12 protein-coding genes and 1 other annotated feature are annotated in these 18,589 nt (G+C 44.7%); of the genes, 11 read left to right on the forward strand and 1 reads right to left on the reverse strand.

Translation table 11 applies throughout. From position 1 onward, the window contains the following. Nucleotides 1–203: 203 nt before the first annotated feature. The 8 genes from ACESPQ_RS06785 (at nucleotide 204) to ACESPQ_RS06820 (ending at nucleotide 14,059) form a co-directional block, all read left to right on the forward strand. Entirely contained in the window at nucleotides 204–1,376 is a 1,173-nt protein-coding gene (locus ACESPQ_RS06785) for an AfsR/SARP family transcriptional regulator (RefSeq protein ID WP_109771340.1), read from the forward strand. 145 nt (nucleotides 1,377–1,521) lie between these two features. Continuing rightward, on the forward strand, nucleotides 1,522–6,828 hold the full coding sequence (locus ACESPQ_RS06790) for an InlB B-repeat-containing protein (RefSeq protein ID WP_373144131.1): 5,307 nt from the start codon (nucleotides 1,522–1,524) through the stop codon (nucleotides 6,826–6,828). Between the two features lie 106 nt (nucleotides 6,829–6,934). Beyond that, nucleotides 6,935–7,327: a hypothetical protein gene (locus ACESPQ_RS06795; protein ID WP_109771339.1), complete on the forward strand. Its 393-nt coding sequence runs from the start codon at nucleotides 6,935–6,937 to the stop codon at nucleotides 7,325–7,327. A 190-nt stretch (nucleotides 7,328–7,517) separates the two neighbouring features. Then, nucleotides 7,518–8,375 (forward strand): patatin-like phospholipase family protein, encoded by an 858-nt coding sequence (locus ACESPQ_RS06800; RefSeq protein WP_008818809.1) that lies wholly within the window; start codon nucleotides 7,518–7,520, stop codon nucleotides 8,373–8,375. 69 nt (nucleotides 8,376–8,444) lie between these two features. Then, nucleotides 8,445–8,692: a binding site (T-box leader), on the forward strand. A 36-nt stretch (nucleotides 8,693–8,728) separates the two neighbouring features. Beyond that, the gene (locus ACESPQ_RS06805) at nucleotides 8,729–9,388 is read left to right on the forward strand and encodes a vitamin B12 dependent-methionine synthase activation domain-containing protein (RefSeq protein WP_054344183.1); all 660 of its coding nucleotides are present in this window, start codon (nucleotides 8,729–8,731) and stop codon (nucleotides 9,386–9,388) included. Next, complete coding sequence (locus ACESPQ_RS06810) at nucleotides 9,378–11,738, forward strand: homocysteine S-methyltransferase family protein (RefSeq protein ID WP_373144132.1); 2,361 nt, start codon at nucleotides 9,378–9,380, stop codon at nucleotides 11,736–11,738. The genes ACESPQ_RS06805 and ACESPQ_RS06810 overlap by 11 nt, the downstream gene beginning before the upstream one ends. Continuing rightward, nucleotides 11,735–13,498 (forward strand): bifunctional homocysteine S-methyltransferase/methylenetetrahydrofolate reductase, encoded by a 1,764-nt coding sequence (locus ACESPQ_RS06815; protein ID WP_109771337.1) that lies wholly within the window; start codon nucleotides 11,735–11,737, stop codon nucleotides 13,496–13,498. Before ACESPQ_RS06810 ends, ACESPQ_RS06815 begins: the two co-directional genes overlap by 4 nt. 78 nt (nucleotides 13,499–13,576) lie before the next feature. After that, the gene (locus tag ACESPQ_RS06820; protein WP_044906349.1) at nucleotides 13,577–14,059 is read left to right on the forward strand and encodes a nucleoside-diphosphate kinase; all 483 of its coding nucleotides are present in this window, start codon (nucleotides 13,577–13,579) and stop codon (nucleotides 14,057–14,059) included. A 202-nt stretch (nucleotides 14,060–14,261) separates the two neighbouring features. Here ACESPQ_RS06820 and ACESPQ_RS06825 read toward each other — a convergent pair whose 3' ends face one another. Further along, nucleotides 14,262–15,143 carry a class I SAM-dependent methyltransferase gene (locus tag ACESPQ_RS06825; RefSeq protein ID WP_109771336.1) on the reverse strand — a complete coding sequence of 294 codons (882 nt, stop codon included), beginning with the start codon at nucleotides 15,141–15,143 and terminating at the stop codon, nucleotides 14,262–14,264. Nucleotides 15,144–15,267: 124 nt separating this feature from the next. Here ACESPQ_RS06825 and ACESPQ_RS06830 point away from each other — a divergent pair, with 124 nt between their 5' ends. The 3 genes from ACESPQ_RS06830 to ACESPQ_RS06840 are packed head-to-tail and all read left to right on the forward strand — an operon-like array spanning nucleotide 15,268 to nucleotide 18,423. Then, nucleotides 15,268–16,425, forward strand: a complete 1,158-nt coding sequence (locus ACESPQ_RS06830) for a DHHA1 domain-containing protein (protein ID WP_002607608.1) — start codon at nucleotides 15,268–15,270, stop codon at nucleotides 16,423–16,425. A gap of 40 nt (nucleotides 16,426–16,465) precedes the next feature. After that, nucleotides 16,466–17,146 (forward strand): hypothetical protein, encoded by a 681-nt coding sequence (locus ACESPQ_RS06835; protein ID WP_002607607.1) that lies wholly within the window; start codon nucleotides 16,466–16,468, stop codon nucleotides 17,144–17,146. A gap of 41 nt (nucleotides 17,147–17,187) precedes the next feature. Further along, a complete protein-coding gene (locus tag ACESPQ_RS06840; RefSeq protein WP_002607606.1) occupies nucleotides 17,188–18,423 on the forward strand; it encodes a hypothetical protein in 1,236 nt (411 codons plus the stop codon). Nucleotides 18,424–18,589: the final 166 nt, after the last annotated feature.

Below are 18,589 nucleotides of genomic sequence, written 5' to 3' on the forward strand. Positions count from 1 at the left end.
ATCTGTATGCATAAGAAAAAGACTTCATCCAACCCCGGGAAGCAGCTTTTAAATTCCTTTTTTACAAATATCATTGCCTTATTGTGGACATTCTTCCGATTTTGCAGTAGCATGATAAGGCAGGGTTTTTTCAGAGGGAATCTATGTGTTGGAATATGGATTTACTTAGCAGCAATTATACAAATGAGATGAGGAGGAATTTCATGAACAGCAGTAAAATGTATATCCACCTGTTTGACGGCTTTACGATTGAATATGGTGGAGAAGTGTTCAATATGCGGGATTATCTGTCCCGCCAGTCTCTCAGCCTGTTGGAAGTTCTGATCCTGCAGGATCAAAATAACGTCTCCAGAGATTTTCTGATGGAGCTGTTTTGGGAAAACAGTGATAATCCGCTGAGTTCTCTGAAATTCAACATCTTCCGTCTGCGTAAGCTGCTGAAGGAAATTCATACGTTCCAGGATATCGAATTTATACACACAGAAAAGGGTGGTTACCGTTTTCAGCCGGAGGTTGAAACCATCGTCGATACATCCCTGTTTGAGAAGGAATTTGCGGCAATTGAAAAGGCAGCCAGCTATGACGACAATACTTCCGTACATGCGAGAATAATCATTGATTTGTATGATGGCGGTTTATATAACGATACGGAGCAGCTGTGGTTCATGCAGAAGGTGGAATATTTCCGTAATGTATTTTTATCCGTAACGGATAAGCTGTGTGTGTATTATCTTCGCAGTGCGCAATATGCGGAATTAAAAAGCATTGCGTTGAAGGCGGCCACTCTGGAGCCCTCAGTTGAAGAAAACCATTTCTATTATATACAGGCCCTCATCAGTGAGGGCGATTACGCTGCGGCATATGAATATTACCAGACCTCTACCAGGATGCTGGTAAGCGAATATGCGATCAGTCTTTCAGAAAAAATGAAAGAGCTGTATTCCGATATTATCGGAAATAATGAAGAGAAGAAAAATATTGAGGGTATCACCTCCTATTATAAGAGTAAGGAAATTTCCAGAGGGGCATTATACTGTGATAATACTGCATTTGATTATATTTACGAAATTTCCATGCGAAATGCAGTACGCGAGGATCTACGGTATTTTCTATTCATTTTCGAAATTAAAGCAGACGGGGATGATGAGAAGCGTCTGGAGAAATTACTGGAAAAGGCGAAAGTCTCCATACAAAGCTCTTTAAGAAGCGGGGATGTGTTCACCAGGTTGAATCGATATCAGTTTCTTGTCCTTCTGCCATGCCGGCTTGAGGATGATGCGTATCGGATTGCACAGCGTGTATCCTCGAGCTTTCAGGGAAAGGTGCGTAATCGTAAGGAACGACTGCACTATTATATACAGAATACAAATCAGTAAATTAGAAATGAAGAGTTCATGCGCCTGCTGAACTTTTTTTGTCCGAGGATGCAATCTAACCAAATTCTAACTCCTCCAGCTCTATACTAATCGTGTAAAGTGGGAAATACTTTATATACACCATAAGAGAAAGGAGAGGATGTATATGAAAAAAGGGTTCAGTAAGTTGCTGTTAGCTATCGTAATGACATTGCAGCTGGTACCATCCTCTATGACTACTATTGTAGCAAATGACAATATAGCTTACGCAGATGATTTTGTACAGATTACAACAGAGAATAAGCCAATCGCTGTATATGAGACAGGAAGCGGTGATATTCCTGAGGGAGTTTCAAAGTTAAATGTCGCAGTGCATGTGGATGGCGCTGAAAAGACATCAGGGGTACTGACATTTGGTTCAGCTACCAATCCGGAGAAAACTGAAATAACAGCTAATGCGAACTATGCAGTTGAACAGGTCACAGTAAATGGCGAGGCATTTGATAACAGCATAGTTTATAACAGAGAGGTTGGGGAATCAGAAAAAAATCTGGTAATCAATGTCTATATGAAAGCGACTGCTACGATTCATTATCAGGACCTGGAGGGGAACCGGCTCGCAGCGGATGATGTAAAAGAGGGGAAGCTGCATGAATTGCTGACAATTGATGCAAAGGCAATTAACGGGTATACAGCATTAAAAGAGAATGCTAGCGTTATGGTATTGGAAAATACAAGCAATGAGATTACTCTTGTATATTCCAAAGCTGAATTAAGCGCACCTGTCGATATATCATTTGATTTAGCCGGGGGTGCTTATAATAATTCGGAAGAACCTGTAATTGTTCATGCTGAAAGAGGCAATCGTATATCCGAAACTGCGATTCCAACACCTGTACTGAAAGATAAAAATTTCAAAGGCTGGAAACTGGACCAGGATCAGAAAATATATTCCGGTAAAGATATATCAGCTATGGCTATTCATAGTAAAATGAATTTCAAAGCTGTTTATGAGAATAAGACTTACACGAAAAAGGCTGAATTCTTTGTACTATTACCTAGCTCTGAGCTTCCGAAAAATCTGGCAGGTAATTACAATCCGAAGAATTTCGTCCCTTCAAACAGCAATCCATGGTATGGCCCAAACTGGGCAGGAAATGATATAATGCATAATCAGGGGACCGGCTTCTCAGGATTTATAAGTGATGAGGCATACCAGAAAGCTTATGTAAACAAGAAGCCTATAACGAACGAAAATGGTGTTGACAGTAACTACATTTACGTTCCCGAAGGACACATACCTTTGAAATACACCGTTAGAACCGGCGTAGATAAAGGGAAGGAAATAGAGCTTACTAACATTGTCTGGTATTCAATAAAAAGACAGGATAATCAAAAGCCGCATGTGGATGGCTATATTAAGGCAGTAGAGGTTGAGATTGGTTATTTCGCCAATATAGACGGTTTTGATACATCCGTGATTGAGCATGCGGTGACGGGAAATGAATACGAGGTAAAAGATTATAGCAGTTTGGAAGGATTTCCACAGAGAAAAGGCTATATATTTACCGGATGGAATACAAAGGCCGATGGATCAGGGACCAGGTATGCAGCACATGCGAAATTTACAGTGAAAACTTCGGTAGCTCTTTATGCACAATGGAAGAAAACAGATCAGAAATATACAATCCAGCATTTTGATGAGGATAGCAATAAAAAAATTCATGATGATGAATATAAGAATGCAAAATTTGGAGATATAATAGAAGGATCCAGCTGTCAGCTTCCAATTGAAAACTTTACATTTACAAAAGCCAATACGCTGACTGTCGATACGGATAATAAGAAGAATATCATAAAGGTTTATTATAGTAAGGATGAAAACAAGGATCAGATTCCGGATAAGTATCAGATAAAGGTGATGTATAAAGCAGTAAACGGAACAATAGATGCGGTACATGAGAATGAACCGGGAAATAAAATGTTCTACGTAACCCTGTATAAGAATGGCAAATATGCAACCGTGGAAGACGGTGGAATTGGACATCTGAGCGACGAACAGATAGCTACAGCTACAGCGGCAAGAGGCTATGATCAGAATAGCTTGAAATGGTCTCCGAAAACACCGACAACGAAACTGGATTTAAATGAGGATACCAGTTTCATTGCTGAATTTACAAAGGGCAGATATGACTACAGCATAGAATATTATTATGACGGTGTAAAGGGAAAAACCGATACGAAGAAAGCTGTATTCGAAGAAGTGATTACACTGAACCCGGAAGTCTCTGTAACGTATGGGGGAAGACCGTATACTCTGGATGAGGTAAAAAACAATCCTTTAACCATTGATACGGATAATAAGAAGAATATCATAAAGGTTTATTATAGCAAGGATGAAAACAAGGATCAGATTCCGGATAAGTATCAGATAAAGGTGTTGTATAAAGCAGTAAACGGAACAATAGATGCGGCACATGAGAATGAACCGGGAAATAAAATGTTCTACGTAACCCTGTATAAGAATGGCGAATATGCAACCGTTGAAGACGGTGGAATCGGACATCTGAGTGACGAACAGATAGCTACAGCTACAGCGGCAAGAGGCTATGATCAGAATAGCTTGAAATGGTCTCCGAAAACACCGACAACGAAACTGGATTTAAATGAGGATACCAGTTTCATTGCTGAATTTACAAAAGGCAGCTACGACTACAGCATAGAATATTATTATGACGGTGTAAAGGGGAAAACCGATACAAAGAAAGCTGCATTTGAAGAAGTGATTACACTGAACCCGGAAGTCTCTGTAACGTATGGGGGAAGTCCGTATGCTTTGGATAAGGTAAAAAACAATCCTTTAACCATTGATACGGATAATAAGAAGAATATCATAAAGGTTTATTATAGTAAGGATGAAAACAAGGATCAGATTCCGGATAAGTATCAGATAAAGGTGATGTATAAAGCAGTAAACGGAACAATAGATGCGGTACATGAGAATGAACCGGGAAATAAAATGTTCTACGTAACTCTGTATAAGAATGGCGAATATGCAACCGTGGAAGACGGTGGAATCGGACATCTGAGCGACGAACAGATAGCTACAGCTACAGCGGCAAGAGGCTATGATCAGAATAGCTTGAAATGGTCTCCGGAAACACCGACAACGAAACTGGATTTAAATGAGGATACCAGTTTCATTGCTGAATTTACAAAAGGCAGCTATGACTACAGCATAGAATATTATTATGACGGTGTAAAGGGAAAAACCGATACGAAGAAAGCTGTATTCGAAGAAGTGATTACACTGAACCCGGAAGTCTCTGTAACGTATGGGGGAAGTCCGTATGCTTTGGATGAGGTAAAAAACAATCCTTTAACCATTGATACGGAAGCAGCAAATAATATCATTCGTGTTTATTATGCAAAGGATACCAACGGGAACGGAAAGCCGGATTACAAGGAAGAAACATACAATGTGAACTTCGTAGCCGGAGAAAACGGAAAGCTGGAAGGAACCACGTTATATAAAGATTATCTTTCAGGCACAGCAATCAACAGTGCAGAAGGCTACAAAGAACCAAAGGCAGTTGCTGATGAAGGCTACGCGTTTGATAAATGGGTAATAAAGGATGTAGAACACAAAGCCGGTATCGAAACGGCAGAGCCTGGGACCTATAAGGTAACAGGAAATACTGTGGTATACGCTGAATTCGCAAAGGATACCAATGGGAACGGAAAGCCGGATTACAAGGAAGAAACATACAATGTGAACTTTGTAACAGAGGCAAATGGTACACTTACAGGTACTACCTTATATAGTGGTATACTTGCAAATACAAGGATTGGCGATATCGCAGGATTTGCAATGCCAGTGCCTACGGCTAATTTGAACTATGCGTTTGATAAATGGATTGTAAGGGATGTAAATCACCCTGAAGGTATAGAAATCAATGACCCAAGTACGTATATTATCCATAGTAATACTGTATTCTACGCAAGCTTTGAAGAAGATCATCATGGTTCAGATTCAACGGATCCTGAGCAGCCTGACAATGTGCCGGATAAATATCAGGCAGAGGTTTCATTCGCAGCAGTAAACGGAACCGTCAGCTTCAACAAGACATATGTCACCCTCTATGATAAGCAGGGAAATTATGCTGAGGACGGAACCGGTAGACTTGCACAAAATCAGATTGCAACTGCTACAGCAAACAGTGGATATCATTTTGTAAACTGGACGCCGCAGACTCCGAAGCAGGGGATGGAAATTACAAGCGAAGGGGCTGCATTCACGGCCCATTATGCAATCAATACCTATACTGCAGTTGTTCGTTTCCTCAATGAGGATACAGGGGAAGAACTCGCACCTGCTGTAACGGTAAATGATATCGAGCATGGAACCTATCTATACGGTGAAGCCCACAGAATCAGCATTCCGGGATATGTGTTTACAGTTGCAGATACAAAGGTCGTTGAAAGTGAGCATGTAACCGTCAACGTATACTATTCTGCGGATACCAAAGGCGGATTGCCAAATCCGGATACAACACCGGATGGTACACCGGATAAATATCAGGTACGCTTTGCATATGTTGCGGATACCAATGGCTCCGTTACAGGAACAACCGTAGAATATGTTACCCGTCCGGGTAACAATACAACAGCAGCAGTAAGACCGCAGGCATTGGTAGATGCTATTGCAAATAATGGGTACAGCTTTATGAGCTGGACAGCAAATGGCAATGCTTATGTGAATACAGACGCTATGAGAAACACCTATTTCACTGAGGATACCGTATTTACTGCAGGCTTTGCAGAGGTTATAGCTCCGATACTTCCAACACCGGTAACACCTACGCCTCCTGCAGTAATACCACAAAATCCGGGTACCCCGATACCGGCAGCACCAGCAGCTCCTCAGATTCCTGTGAATCCAATTGCTCCTCCAATCGTCGTACCGGTCATACCGACACCAGCTCCGACACCGGCACCGAATCCAGGACCGATTGTGAATGAAGATGATCCTGATCAGCCGCAGGGTGGAGAAAGCACAGAGGTTCAGGAAAATCCAACTCCGAAAGGCGGCGGCTCACAGAATGAATGGGCATTGATAAATCTGATCTGTGCCGGTGGTACGGTACTTCTCGGTCTGTTCCTTCTGCTATCCAAGCTGAAGAAGGAGGAAGAGGAGGAAGATGAAAAAACTTCCGCAATGAGAAATGATGAAGAACAGTCAAAAGGCTATAAGAGAAGAAAATGGCTGCGTGTGGCAAGCACGATAACAGCAGTTGTCTCCGTAATAGCATTCTTCCTTACGGAGGATATTACACTTGCGATGGTTCTGGTTGACAAATGGACGCTGCTTATGGCAGCCTTCCTAATCGTACAGGTAATCTTCGTTCTGTTTGGCAGAAAGTGGAAAGAACTGGATGATAACAAAAACAATGCAGAAACTGCTCGTTCATAAAGATTAGAAAACAGTCATGAATGTGGCTGTTTTCTTTTTATATCAGTGTATCTAACCAAAAACTAACTTTCGAATATATATAATGGAAAAAAGGAAGTGAGGAAACATGAAAAATACAAGTGCACTTTTTATTATTGATGATGTTATAGCAAACCGGTTGATGGAGCTGGAGGATGAACATATCAGCCATCAGGTTTTACATGAAGAATCCTTTCATAAACACCTGATTGATATACAGGAGTTTCCTATCGCTGAAAAGATATCTGACCATATGCTGGACAGACGCTACCTGATCATACGCTCATGGCAGGAAATAAGGGAGCTTCTGCATGAGCTTCAGGTTGAAAAAAATATTTATGCATGGATAAAACTGTTTCCACTGCAGCTGTATACAGAGGATGCTTATGAAAAAGGCTACATAACAGAGAGCTTGCGAACGGCTGAGCTTTTGTTGATTCGAGCTGTTCAGGAACAGAAGTATGTAATGTTTTATTGCTAACAAGACTTTATCAGCACGGCATATCACTGTGGGATAAAGCTCTAATCGGCTTTTACACACTGCTTCATCTGAAAACAGAATGAAGGATAGACGATTTCTTTTGAATGTCTTATTTACAGTTACAGGTAAATTATTTCTTTACCTTACCGTCAGCTCATAGTATAATGAAAGGGCTGCGAGGTGTAGAAAAATGGCAGAAAAAATTGGTTTGATTTGCGAAGGCGGAGGCACAAAGGCTGCATATACTTGTGGAGTTCTGCAGTGTTTTCTGGACTATGATATTGAATTTCCATATACCGTTGGAATCAGTGCCGGTGCAGAGGTTCTGCTGCCGTTTGTCGCAAAACAGAAGGATCGTCTACGTGTCACAGGAGTGGATGCGGCATGTGAATCAGGCGCAATCGGTGTATCTCCTCTGATTCATGAAAAGGGTGTGTTCGGCATCGGTTACGTATGCAAATTCATTGAGAAGCATGCTCCTCTTGACTATGAAGCCTTTATGAACAACAAAACATTACTGGATATCGGTGTATATAATATGGATACCAATGAGGTGGAATATTTTCCAAAGGAATACTTTGATCCGGAAGAGCAGATTCTGATGCAGGCGAGCTGTGCCCTGTTTTTGCTTACACGGCCGTATAAATTCCGCGGACATACGTATATGGATGCCGGGCTTGTTGATATGATTCCGATTGAGCAGAGCATTCGGCAGGGAAATACGAAGCATGTATTCATTTCCACCAAGGAAGAAAATTATGTGCGTAAACCGGCACCTGGATGGCAGATTCAGCTGGCGAAGCTAATGTATCCGGGGAATAAAACAATCCGTGAGAATCTGAAAATCCGCCATATCAATTATCAGAAGCAGTGGCAGATCGTAAAGGAGCTGGAGGAACAGGGAAATGCGATCGTTCTTCGTCCGAGTGCAGATTATGGGGTTACACGCTATACGCATGATAAAGAGCTGCTGGGACGCTGGTTTGATCTGGGATATGAGGACACAAAAAACCGCCTGGATATGATTCGGGAGTTTATGGAGAAATAGGCAGATTGCTCTGCTTTTTTCATTTGTTTTCATTGACGTGAAAACATTATCATGATAAAATGTAACAAATCAAAGACAAGGAAGAGAAGAGTATGCAGGGTGAAGCTTACAGAGAGTTTTCGGATATGGTGGAAGAAAACAGGGAAGCCCTGAGGAAGATGGTCTTGGAGTTGCATGGGCAATCAGAGTTCATGACGGGAAAGTGCCCGTTACAGCACTGCGGTATAACCGGATGCTTCCGGCGTACTGAAGAGAATTCGCTGACAGTGGCGGATATGAAATAGGTGGTTACACGAAATACAGCTTTCGTCCTATGGGGGAGAGCTTTTTTATTTATAAGGAGGGTGCGGTTTATGCGTAGGGAATTAACAGATATCAGCGAAGAAGAAATCCTGCATTTTCTAGGGTATGGGGAAAACAATCCTGATGAACAGACGCGATCAGTGTTGAAGGAAATGAAACAGCTGGTTCTGCGATACAGTGAACCGCGTGTCGTATATCGTGTATTCGGACTGCATGATGCGCAGCCTGTGGATAGCGGTGTGCAGTTTATAGGAAGTGACATACAGCGTTTGCTGAAGGAAAGCCATGCCTGTATATTCATGGCAGCAACGCTTGGCTCACGGATCGATAAGGAAATGAAAAAGCTGCAGGTACAGGATATGATGAAGGCTGTTTTGTTTGACAGCTGTGCCAGTGCAGCCATCGAGGCTGTCTGCGATAATCTGCAAAAGGAGCTGCAGCAAAGCTATCCTTATCTGACAGACCGCTATTCATGCGGTTATGGTGATTTGCCAATTACCCTGCAGGCATCCTTTCTTCAGGCGCTGGATGCACAACGGCGTATTGGACTTCATGTGAATGAAAGCAGTCTGCTGGTACCGATGAAAAGCGTCACCGCTATTATCGGCATTGCGGATCGGATACAGCCCGCTGTATTGCGCGGGTGCGGGCACTGCCAACTGGTGAAGCAGTGTGCCTATCGAAAGAGAGGGAAATTCTGTGGAAATTGAAAATAAAATCCAGTTTCTGGATGGTGCCATGGGTACACAGCTGCAGGACAAAGGGCTGCCTGCCGGAGCTTCTCCGGAGCTGTTCATGATGGAGCATGGGGAAATCATTGAAGAGGTGCATGCGGCTTATATTGACAGTGGCAGCGATATTATCTATACAAATACGTTCGGAGCAAATGCCAAAAAGCTGAGCAAGTCACAGTATACGGTGGAGGAAGTCATAACAAGAGCAGTACAGCTGGCGAAATCAGCCGCGAAACGAAGAACCGGCGTTCAGGTTGCACTGGATATCGGACCAATCGGAGAGCTGCTGGAGCCAAATGGCTATCTTCCGTTTGAGGAAGCCTATGAGCTGTACCGCCAGCAGGTAGTTGCAGGGGAACAGGCAGGTGCAGATCTGGTTATATTTGAAACCATGAGTGATCTGTATGAGGTGAAGGCGGCTATTCTTGCAGCTAAGGAGCATACACAGCTTCCGGTTTTTGTGACCATGAGCTTTGAGGCAGATCATCGAACCTTTACCGGCTGTACAACGGCCAGCTTTGCCTTATGTGCAGAGGGGCTGGGAGCGGATGCCATTGGAATCAACTGCTCTCTTGGACCGGATCAGATACTTCCGATTGCTGAGGAGCTTGCAGCGATGACAAACCTGCCGCTGATCATCAAGGCAAATGCCGGACTACCCGATCCGTTAACGAATACCTACAGCATTGATGCTGCTGCCTATGCACGCATGCTGCTGCCATATACAAAGCTTCCCCTTGCCTATGTAGGCGGCTGCTGCGGTACGACCCCTCAGTTTATACAGGAGCTGAAGAATACACTTCCAAAAACAATCGCTGTTGAAAAACGTAAGCGGCGCATTGGCTCTTATGCCTGTACACCGACCAAATGTCTGCGTATACAGGATGTGCATGTAATTGGGGAGCGCATCAATCCGACAGGAAATAAGCGCATGAAGGCTGCCCTGCAGGAGCATCGTATGGATGAAATTCTCGCGATCGCCATGGAAGAGGTGGAAGGAGGAGCCGATATTCTGGATGTCAATGTCGGACTGCCGGGTATCGACGAGAAAGAAATGATGGTGGAGGTGATTAAGGAGCTGCAATCCGTGATCGATCTTCCCTTGCAGATTGATTCCACCGATCCGGCTGTGATCCGCGCGGCCCTTCGCGCAGTGAACGGTGTTGCTATCGTAAATTCCGTGAATGGGGAAGCGGCGGTTATGGAAAGCATACTGCCTGCGGTGAAGAAATACGGTGCCAATGTGGTTGGACTGACCATGGATGAGGACGGTATCCCTGCATGTGCACAGAAGCGTTTGGAAATCGGGACACGCATTGTAGAAACTGCACAGCGCTACGGTATCGCAAAGGAGAGGGTTTTTCTGGACTGCCTGACACTGACGGTTTCCGCCCAGCAAAGCGGTGCCAAAGAAACCCTGCAGGCTTTAACAGCGATTCGCGAACAGCTCGGTGTACATACGGTGCTGGGGGTATCCAATATTTCCTTTGGTCTTCCATCCCGTATTCTGTTGAACCAGAGCTTTCTTACGATGGCGATGCAGGCCGGACTGAGTATGCCGATCATGAATCCGAATCAGGCGGCGATGATGGATGCCGTGCGCAGCTACCGTGTCCTGCAGGGAATCGATGTTGATTCGCAGGAGTATATCCGCATATATGCACAGCAGAAGCGGGAGGGCGGAAAGCCGCATATTGAATCTGTCCATATAAATATTGAAGAAAGCATCATGCGCGGGCTGAAGGAAGAAACACGGCAGCTCTGTACGAAGCTTTTGTCAGAAAAAGAACCGCTGCAGATAGTTAATGAGCATCTGATACCGGCACTGGATGCGGTCGGTGCCCGCTATGAGAAAAAAGAAATCTATCTGCCGCAGCTGATCAATGCCGCAACAGCATCGCAGTGTGCGTTTGAAGAGATACGCAGCTCCGTGCAGGCAGGCGGACTGGAATCCATATCCAAAGGGAAAATCATTCTGGCAACGGTCAAGGGGGATGTCCATGATATCGGAAAGAATATCGTCAAGGTTGTTCTGGAGAATTACGGCTATCAGGTATTTGATTTGGGAAAGGATGTACCGGTGGAGACTGTGGTGGAAACCGCTATTAAGGAACAGGTACGTCTGATTGGGCTGAGTGCGCTGATGACTACAACACTGAAATCCATGGAGGAAACGATACAGGCACTGCATGAGAGTGGGCATGAGTGTAAAATCATGGTGGGTGGAGCTGTTGTATCTGCCGACTATGCAAAGCAGATTCATGCGGACTATTATGCCAGGGATGCAAAGGAAAGCGCGGACATCGCTAAGGAGGTGCTGGGATGATAGAGAAATATTTGAATACACAGGGATATATGCTGTTTGACGGGGCCTTTGGCACATATTATGCACAGCGCTATGCAGAGGATCAAAAGCCGTGTGAAATGGCAAATCTAAACCATCCAAAGCGGGTTGCGGCCATTCATCAGGAGTATATTGAGGCAGGCGCGGATGCCATTAAGACGAACACCTTTTCCGCGAATGAACAGCATCTGGAATGCAGCTGGGAGATGATACGGCGCATTCTTCAGGAGGGCTATCGCATAGCTAAGGAAGCAGCCAAAGACAAGGTGAAGGTATTTGCGGATATCGGGCCGATCATGGAACAGAAAAATGTATCTCTGGCACAGCAGTATCAGCGAATCGTGGATGTGTTTCTTGCGGAGGGGGCGGATTGCTTCCTGTTTGAAACGCTGCTGAATACGCAGGAGCTGCATGCGGTAACCTCGTATATCAAAGAACAGTGTCCTCAGGCCTGTATTATTGTATCCTTTGCGGTTACAGCTGATGGATACAGCCGTCAGGGAATCGCAATGAGTCGTCTGCTGCAGGATTGTCTTGCGGATGAGCATGTGGATGCCTGCGGTCTGAACTGCGTGTGCGGTCCGATGCATATGAAGCGACTGCTGGATTCCATCGATCGAACACAAAAGCCGATTCTGATCATGCCAAATGCCGGATATCCGACCATTCTGGCAAACAGAACCTATTTCAGAGACAGCTCGACATACTTCGCAAAGGAAATGCGGGAAATCTGGCAAAAGGGTGCAAGGCTGCTGGGAGGCTGCTGTGGAACAACACCGATATACATTCAAAAGACCAGGGAAGCTCTGCAGGAGCATAAGATCATACAAAAGGTACAGCAGCCGGCACAGGAAACAGAGCGTATTCCACAGGAGGATCACAATCCCCTGCGCAGAAAGCTGCAGAGAAAGCAGCCGATCATAGCAGTGGAATTCGATCCGCCGGCGAATTGTGAAATTGAACGCTTTATGAATCATGTGGAGTTTCTAAAGGAAGCCGGGGTGGATGCTGTAACCATCGCGGACTGTCCGATTGCCCGTGCCCGTGTTGACAGCTCACTGATTGCCTGCAAGCTGCATCGGGAGCTGGGTCTGGATGTCATACCGCATATGACCTGCCGTGACCGCAATATCAATGCGACAAAGGCACTGCTGTTCGGTCTGCAGATTGAAGGGATTCGCAATGTACTGGTTGTTACAGGCGATCCGATTCCCAGTGAGGACCGTCAGGAGGTCAAGGGAGTCTTCAATTTCAATTCGCAGATTCTGGCAGGCTATATCCGTGATCTGAATGAAACGATGTTCACCAGTCCCTTTATGGTTTTTGGAGCACTGAATCTGAACGCTGTCAATTTCGAAGCTGAGCTTGCCAAAGCAAAGCGCAAGGTCACGCAGGGAATGGAAGGCTTTCTAACACAGCCGGTACATTCACGGCAGGCCCTTTTCAATCTGAAAAGAGCAAGAAAAGAGCTGCAGGCCTATATTCTGGGCGGTGTTCTGCCGATTGTATCCCATCGCAATGCGGTGTATATGAACAATGAAATTTCCGGAATCGAAGTGGATGAAGAAATCGTCGCAATGTATGAAGGAACAACGCGAAAGGAGGCACAGAAACTGGCAGTAGATATCAGCTGTAAAACCATGGATGAAATGCGGCCCTATATCGATGGCTATTATCTGATCACACCCTTTAACCGCGTGGAAATCATCGCTGATATGATTACGTATATCCACAAGCAGTAATCCTTTTTTACGGAAGCAGGACAGGGGATACAAATTTCTGAAATAATGGTGTATACTAAAGAAAAACAGGAGGTCACTATGAAACAGAAAACATTTTTGATGCTGAAGCCGGATGCGTTTGCAGGCGGACATGCACAGGAGGTTCTTAGGGAGCTGCGCTCTCATGGACTCGTGATTGAGAAAAGCTGTACACTTACGGTTACAATGGATGTTATGAAGACGCTGATTGATCATTACGCAGGTGTGATCGATTCCATGAGTAAGGATTTTAATTTCCCGGGAAAACTTTTTAATTCCTTTTATTATGACGGACCGCATACCATCATGCCGATGGAGGTCAGCTATGAGGGAAGTGACGATATTATCACGCTTACACGGACACTTGCAGGGAAAACCAATCCGCAGGATGCTGGTGCAGATACGATCCGCGGGAAATACAGCGATGACAGCTATGAAAAGGCATCTGCAGCTGTACGCCTGGTGAACAACGTGATCCATGCATCCGATTCCCATGAAAGTGCTCAGCGTGAGCTGAATATCTGGAAGTCTTATCTGAAGTAGACAGGCGGATTGTAATTCCATGCAATCTGCTTTTTTTCATTTTTTGCTAATGATTTGCTTACACAATCAAATGATAAAAGGCGCAGGAAGATACTGAGAATAATAAAAAAGGGAATCCAGAGCTATTGTATATACATAGCAATTCGGATTCCTTAATTCATAAACATGCAAACGTAATTCATATGGTATTTTGACAATGCTTTCATCGCTTACTGCTAACCCATTTTCCATAGATTCCGCATGGAAGCACACTGTCTGTGGCTGTAATGGGCAGACCGATTTCTCCGGCATCAATCTGACCATCCCTGTGCTTTTTACCAACGGTGGTACGCAGCAGGTTGTATAAAACAGTTGGCGGGAATCCGGTGGTATAGGAATTCACAAGGAAAAACAGCGGGTTCTCATCCAGTATTTCCATACATGCGGAGATCAGCGGATACAGCTGTTCCTCAATTTTCCATATTTCTCCATTCGGTCCTCTGCCATAGCTTGGCGGATCCATGATAATAGCATGGTAGGTTCTGCCTCTTCTTTTTTCACGGGCAACAAACTTCAGCACATCATCCACAATAAACCGTATTTTATGATTCTCCAGATGGGAGAGCATCATATTCTCCTTGGCCCAGTTCACCATACCCTTGCTGGCATCAACGTGTACGACCTCTGCCGTTCCCGCACTGGCACATGCCATGGTTGCCCCGCCGGTATAGGCGAACAGATTCAGCACACGCAAATCCTCACGTCCGCTGCCTTGAATCGTATCCATCATCCAGTCCCAGTTCGCAGCCTGCTCGGGGAACAGGCCGGTATGCTTGAATCCGGTTGGAGAAACCTTAAAGCGCAGATCGCCATATGAGACCGTCCAGCTATCCTTGAATTTCTTTTTATATTCCCAGCTACCGCCACCGCTTTTTGAACGGTGGTAATGTGCATGCGGTGAATTCCACATGCTGTTTTCCTCCATCGGCCAGATCACCTGCGGATCGGGGCGGCGCAGTATGATATCCTTCCATCGCTCCAGCTTTTCCCCGCTGCCGGCATCGATGCATTCATAGTCCTTCCAATGTTTCGCTACCTGATTCATTTCATCAACTCCTGACGCATACCATTATATCATGAGATAACGTGTTAGTTACATGAGTTTCTTGAGAAAAAGACACAAAAGTGTGGTAGAATATAAGAAAATACACTGGAAAAGGAGGATACTTATGATCAACAAACTGTATGATAATTGCTTTACAACGGAGCTTTCCACCAAGGTTCTGGAAGTCCGGGAAGATAACGGCCTCTTCTGGCATGCCTGCAAGGATACCATCTTTTATAAAGAAGGCGGCGGAATGGCCAGTGATATCGGTATGATCGACGAGCACATGGTACTGGATTTGAAATATGAGGAAGGTCATATGTGGCACCTTCTGGATACCCGACTCGAGGGTACGGTCTTTATGAGTGTGAACCTGCATGAGCGTTTCCGTAAATGTCAGATTCATACGGCACAGCATCTGATCAGTGCGGTTCTCGGCAATGTTTATAAGGTGGAGACACTGGCTCATCATGTAGGGGATGAGGAAAATGATATTGAATTCAGCTTTGAGGATTTCACCGATAAGATGGCATTTGAGCTGCAGGTTCTGTGCAACGGTCTGATTCGCGATGATCTTGAAGTCAGTATACAGTATCCGACAAGGGTAGAGGCAAGCAAAATGGCCAAGGGTAAAAACCTTGACCGCGATGATCTGCGTGTTGTACGCATCGGGGCACTGGATTACAATATGTGCGGCTGTATGCATGTTCCATCCCTTCGCTACCTGCAGATGCTGTACATCAGCGGGTATGAAAAAACAGCAAAGGGGTATAAAATTAAATATCTTGTCGGCGATCAGCTGCTTGACTGCGTTTCCAGACGCTATAAGGTGCTGGATGAAGCAAGCCGTTCCCTGGCTGTATCCCACCTCTATGTAAATACCGGTGTCAACCGTTTAATCAATGAAACACGTCAGCTGAATCGGGATATTATTGTCTGGAAGCAGAAGTATTATGAGATGTTTGGAAAAGAGCTTGGACAGAGCGAGGAGGATATCATCATCCATTTCTTTGATGATATTGATGTGAAATCAGAAGCGGATGTCGCAAAATATGTAACGGAGAATTACAAAAAGGCGGTCATCTTTGTGGCAAAGACATATGACAATGTTCATGTAGTCGTAGCCTCTCACAAGGATATGGACTTTGATTCCGCAAAGGTATTCAAAGAAATTGCGGATGCCTATCACCTGAAGGGGGGCGGAAGTGCCCGGCTTTCTCAGGGAGGCGGCATGTATTCTGAAGAAATTATTAAATTTGTCAAAACGCATAGGTTTTCCTGAAAAATTATGATATACTAATAAACGTTTTATGGAGGTCTGTATGAATCAAATAGCAAAGAAATTACTTCTCTGCGTCGGAATCCTATCGGTAACTATGGTTAGCGGATGCAGCTCTGACGACAGCAGCAAGAAAAAAGAAACAGCGAAAAATGAAGAGAAGGCGGAAGTGAAAATGGTTGCCAATGATTTATATGTGGAGCCCTTGAATCCAACGCAGGCGCAAATCGAGGCGTATAACAAGCTGTCGCAAGCAATTACCAGCGAGGACAGAAAAGAGGAGGCTACCATGGTAGCAGTCAGCTTTGCATTTGATTTCTTTACATTATCCAACAAAGAGGATGCCCAGGATCTTGGCGGACTGCAGTTTATACCAAGCGATAAGATCCGCAACTTCATGGAGTTTGCACAGGCATACTACTATGGAAATTATCCGACCATCGTAAACGAATACGGGAAGAAAAGCCTGCCGGAGGTATCCGGTTATAAGGTGGATGCTGTAGAAGCCAAGGATTTTACCTACAACGGCTCTGCCTGCCGAGGATACGATGTCAAGCTGACATTGACCTATGCAGAAACGGAAGTGGAGAGTCTGAAGAAGTCCATGACGATCAGCGTTATCGAAATTCAGGATTATGAATATGACCGTACAAAGAATTACAAGAAAGATGTCATCTACGATGGGGAAATGAAAAATGTCTATCGTGTATTGGCAGTTGAATAAGGGACTGAGAAATCAGTTCCTTTTTGAAAGGGGTTTTGACAATGTCTATTGAAATTGTATTGGAAGGACAGCTGGAAAAGGAAACGGACAAAGAGGCATTCAGTGCTTTTCTAAAGCAGGTATGCGATGAGAAAAAGCTGAAGCTGGAGGATTATGATGCCACCGTCATGATTGATATCTGTCCGGAGGGGTACATTGAATGCGGCTATGAGGACCGCTTTGTGAGTATTGCGGCACAGACCAATGTCGCAGGACCCGGATTCCATGCTTTTGTCTGCACTGTTTTTGATGAAATCATCAGCGGTTCCCAAATTCCGCTGGAGGTAAACGATCCGACGGGATATTATACGGACCGCAATTTTGAAAATTTGAAATACAAGTACTTTTACCGCTGGCTGAAGGATATACAGGGCTATGTTCTGGATCATATCGATGAGGAAAAGGAATTATGCATCTCCTGGCCGCAGGAGTATTATCACCCTGTCTACAGAGAGGGCTTTGTCGTCACACCGCTGGGTTATATTCACAGAGATGATTTTCAGACAAGGGATGTCGAGGACTTGGCAGATGATTTCTTTGTATGGAATGATCGAAAGCGTACTGCACGCTATTATCGCAACTGCGCCATGGTGCTGCTGTGGAAGGAGTGTTACTTTGCATACAGCTCTATGAATGAATATACGGATAAGATTGCCAACAGCATTCTGGATTATCTGGAGGCGGCGTATGAGAAGGATGACCTGCTTCCGCTGCCGATGGACGCCTATCGCAGTATCTGTACGGCAATCCACCGTGAGATTCTGATTCAGCATGCGGATGAGCTGAAGATCGCGCATCTGGGCTATCGAAACGGAGTTGTTTCCTATCCTTTCGGAAGCTGGAGTATTCCTGCTCATGGCTGCAGTGAAAAAAGCTTTGATGAGACAACACAGACGATGCATTTTATGGCACCGTACAAGGATGCACAGGAGCCCTGGAAATGGATGATCAAGGCAAACGCCTATACCTTCGAAAAGGAAATTCCGACATTTCTGGAAAAGCTGGAGAAGCCGGTCGATGTCATGGACGCCTTCAGCTTCGAAAAGGAAGCGGTGATCTGCAAGGGAATTGTGGAGAATCTGGATGAATACTATACCGTGGTTGTTCAGGCAAACTGTGAAAAGGACACCTTGTTTCTTGAGTGCATTGTGCGTGATGAACAGGATATTGCGCTGCTGAAGGAATGGTGTCAGGGAATCAAGCATCGTGTTACCATCAGCGATGAGCTGCACAGCTGAATAGAGGCTGATCACGCTTTTTAAAGGAGGCAGAGTATCCTTTAAAGAGCGTTTTTTTGTACTGCCAGCAGGCTATGCCAAAAGGCACATCCTCATTCCATTGTCCTGTCTTTTATCCTTCCCATCCTTCACAGCTACAACTCGTGCAGTATAAGAAATCATAAAA

Origin of the sequence: Clostridium sp. HGF2, from assembly GCF_964240115.1 — a bacterium.
GTDB classification, from domain to species: Bacteria; Bacillota_I; Bacilli_A; order Erysipelotrichales; family Erysipelotrichaceae; genus Clostridium_AQ; species Clostridium_AQ innocuum.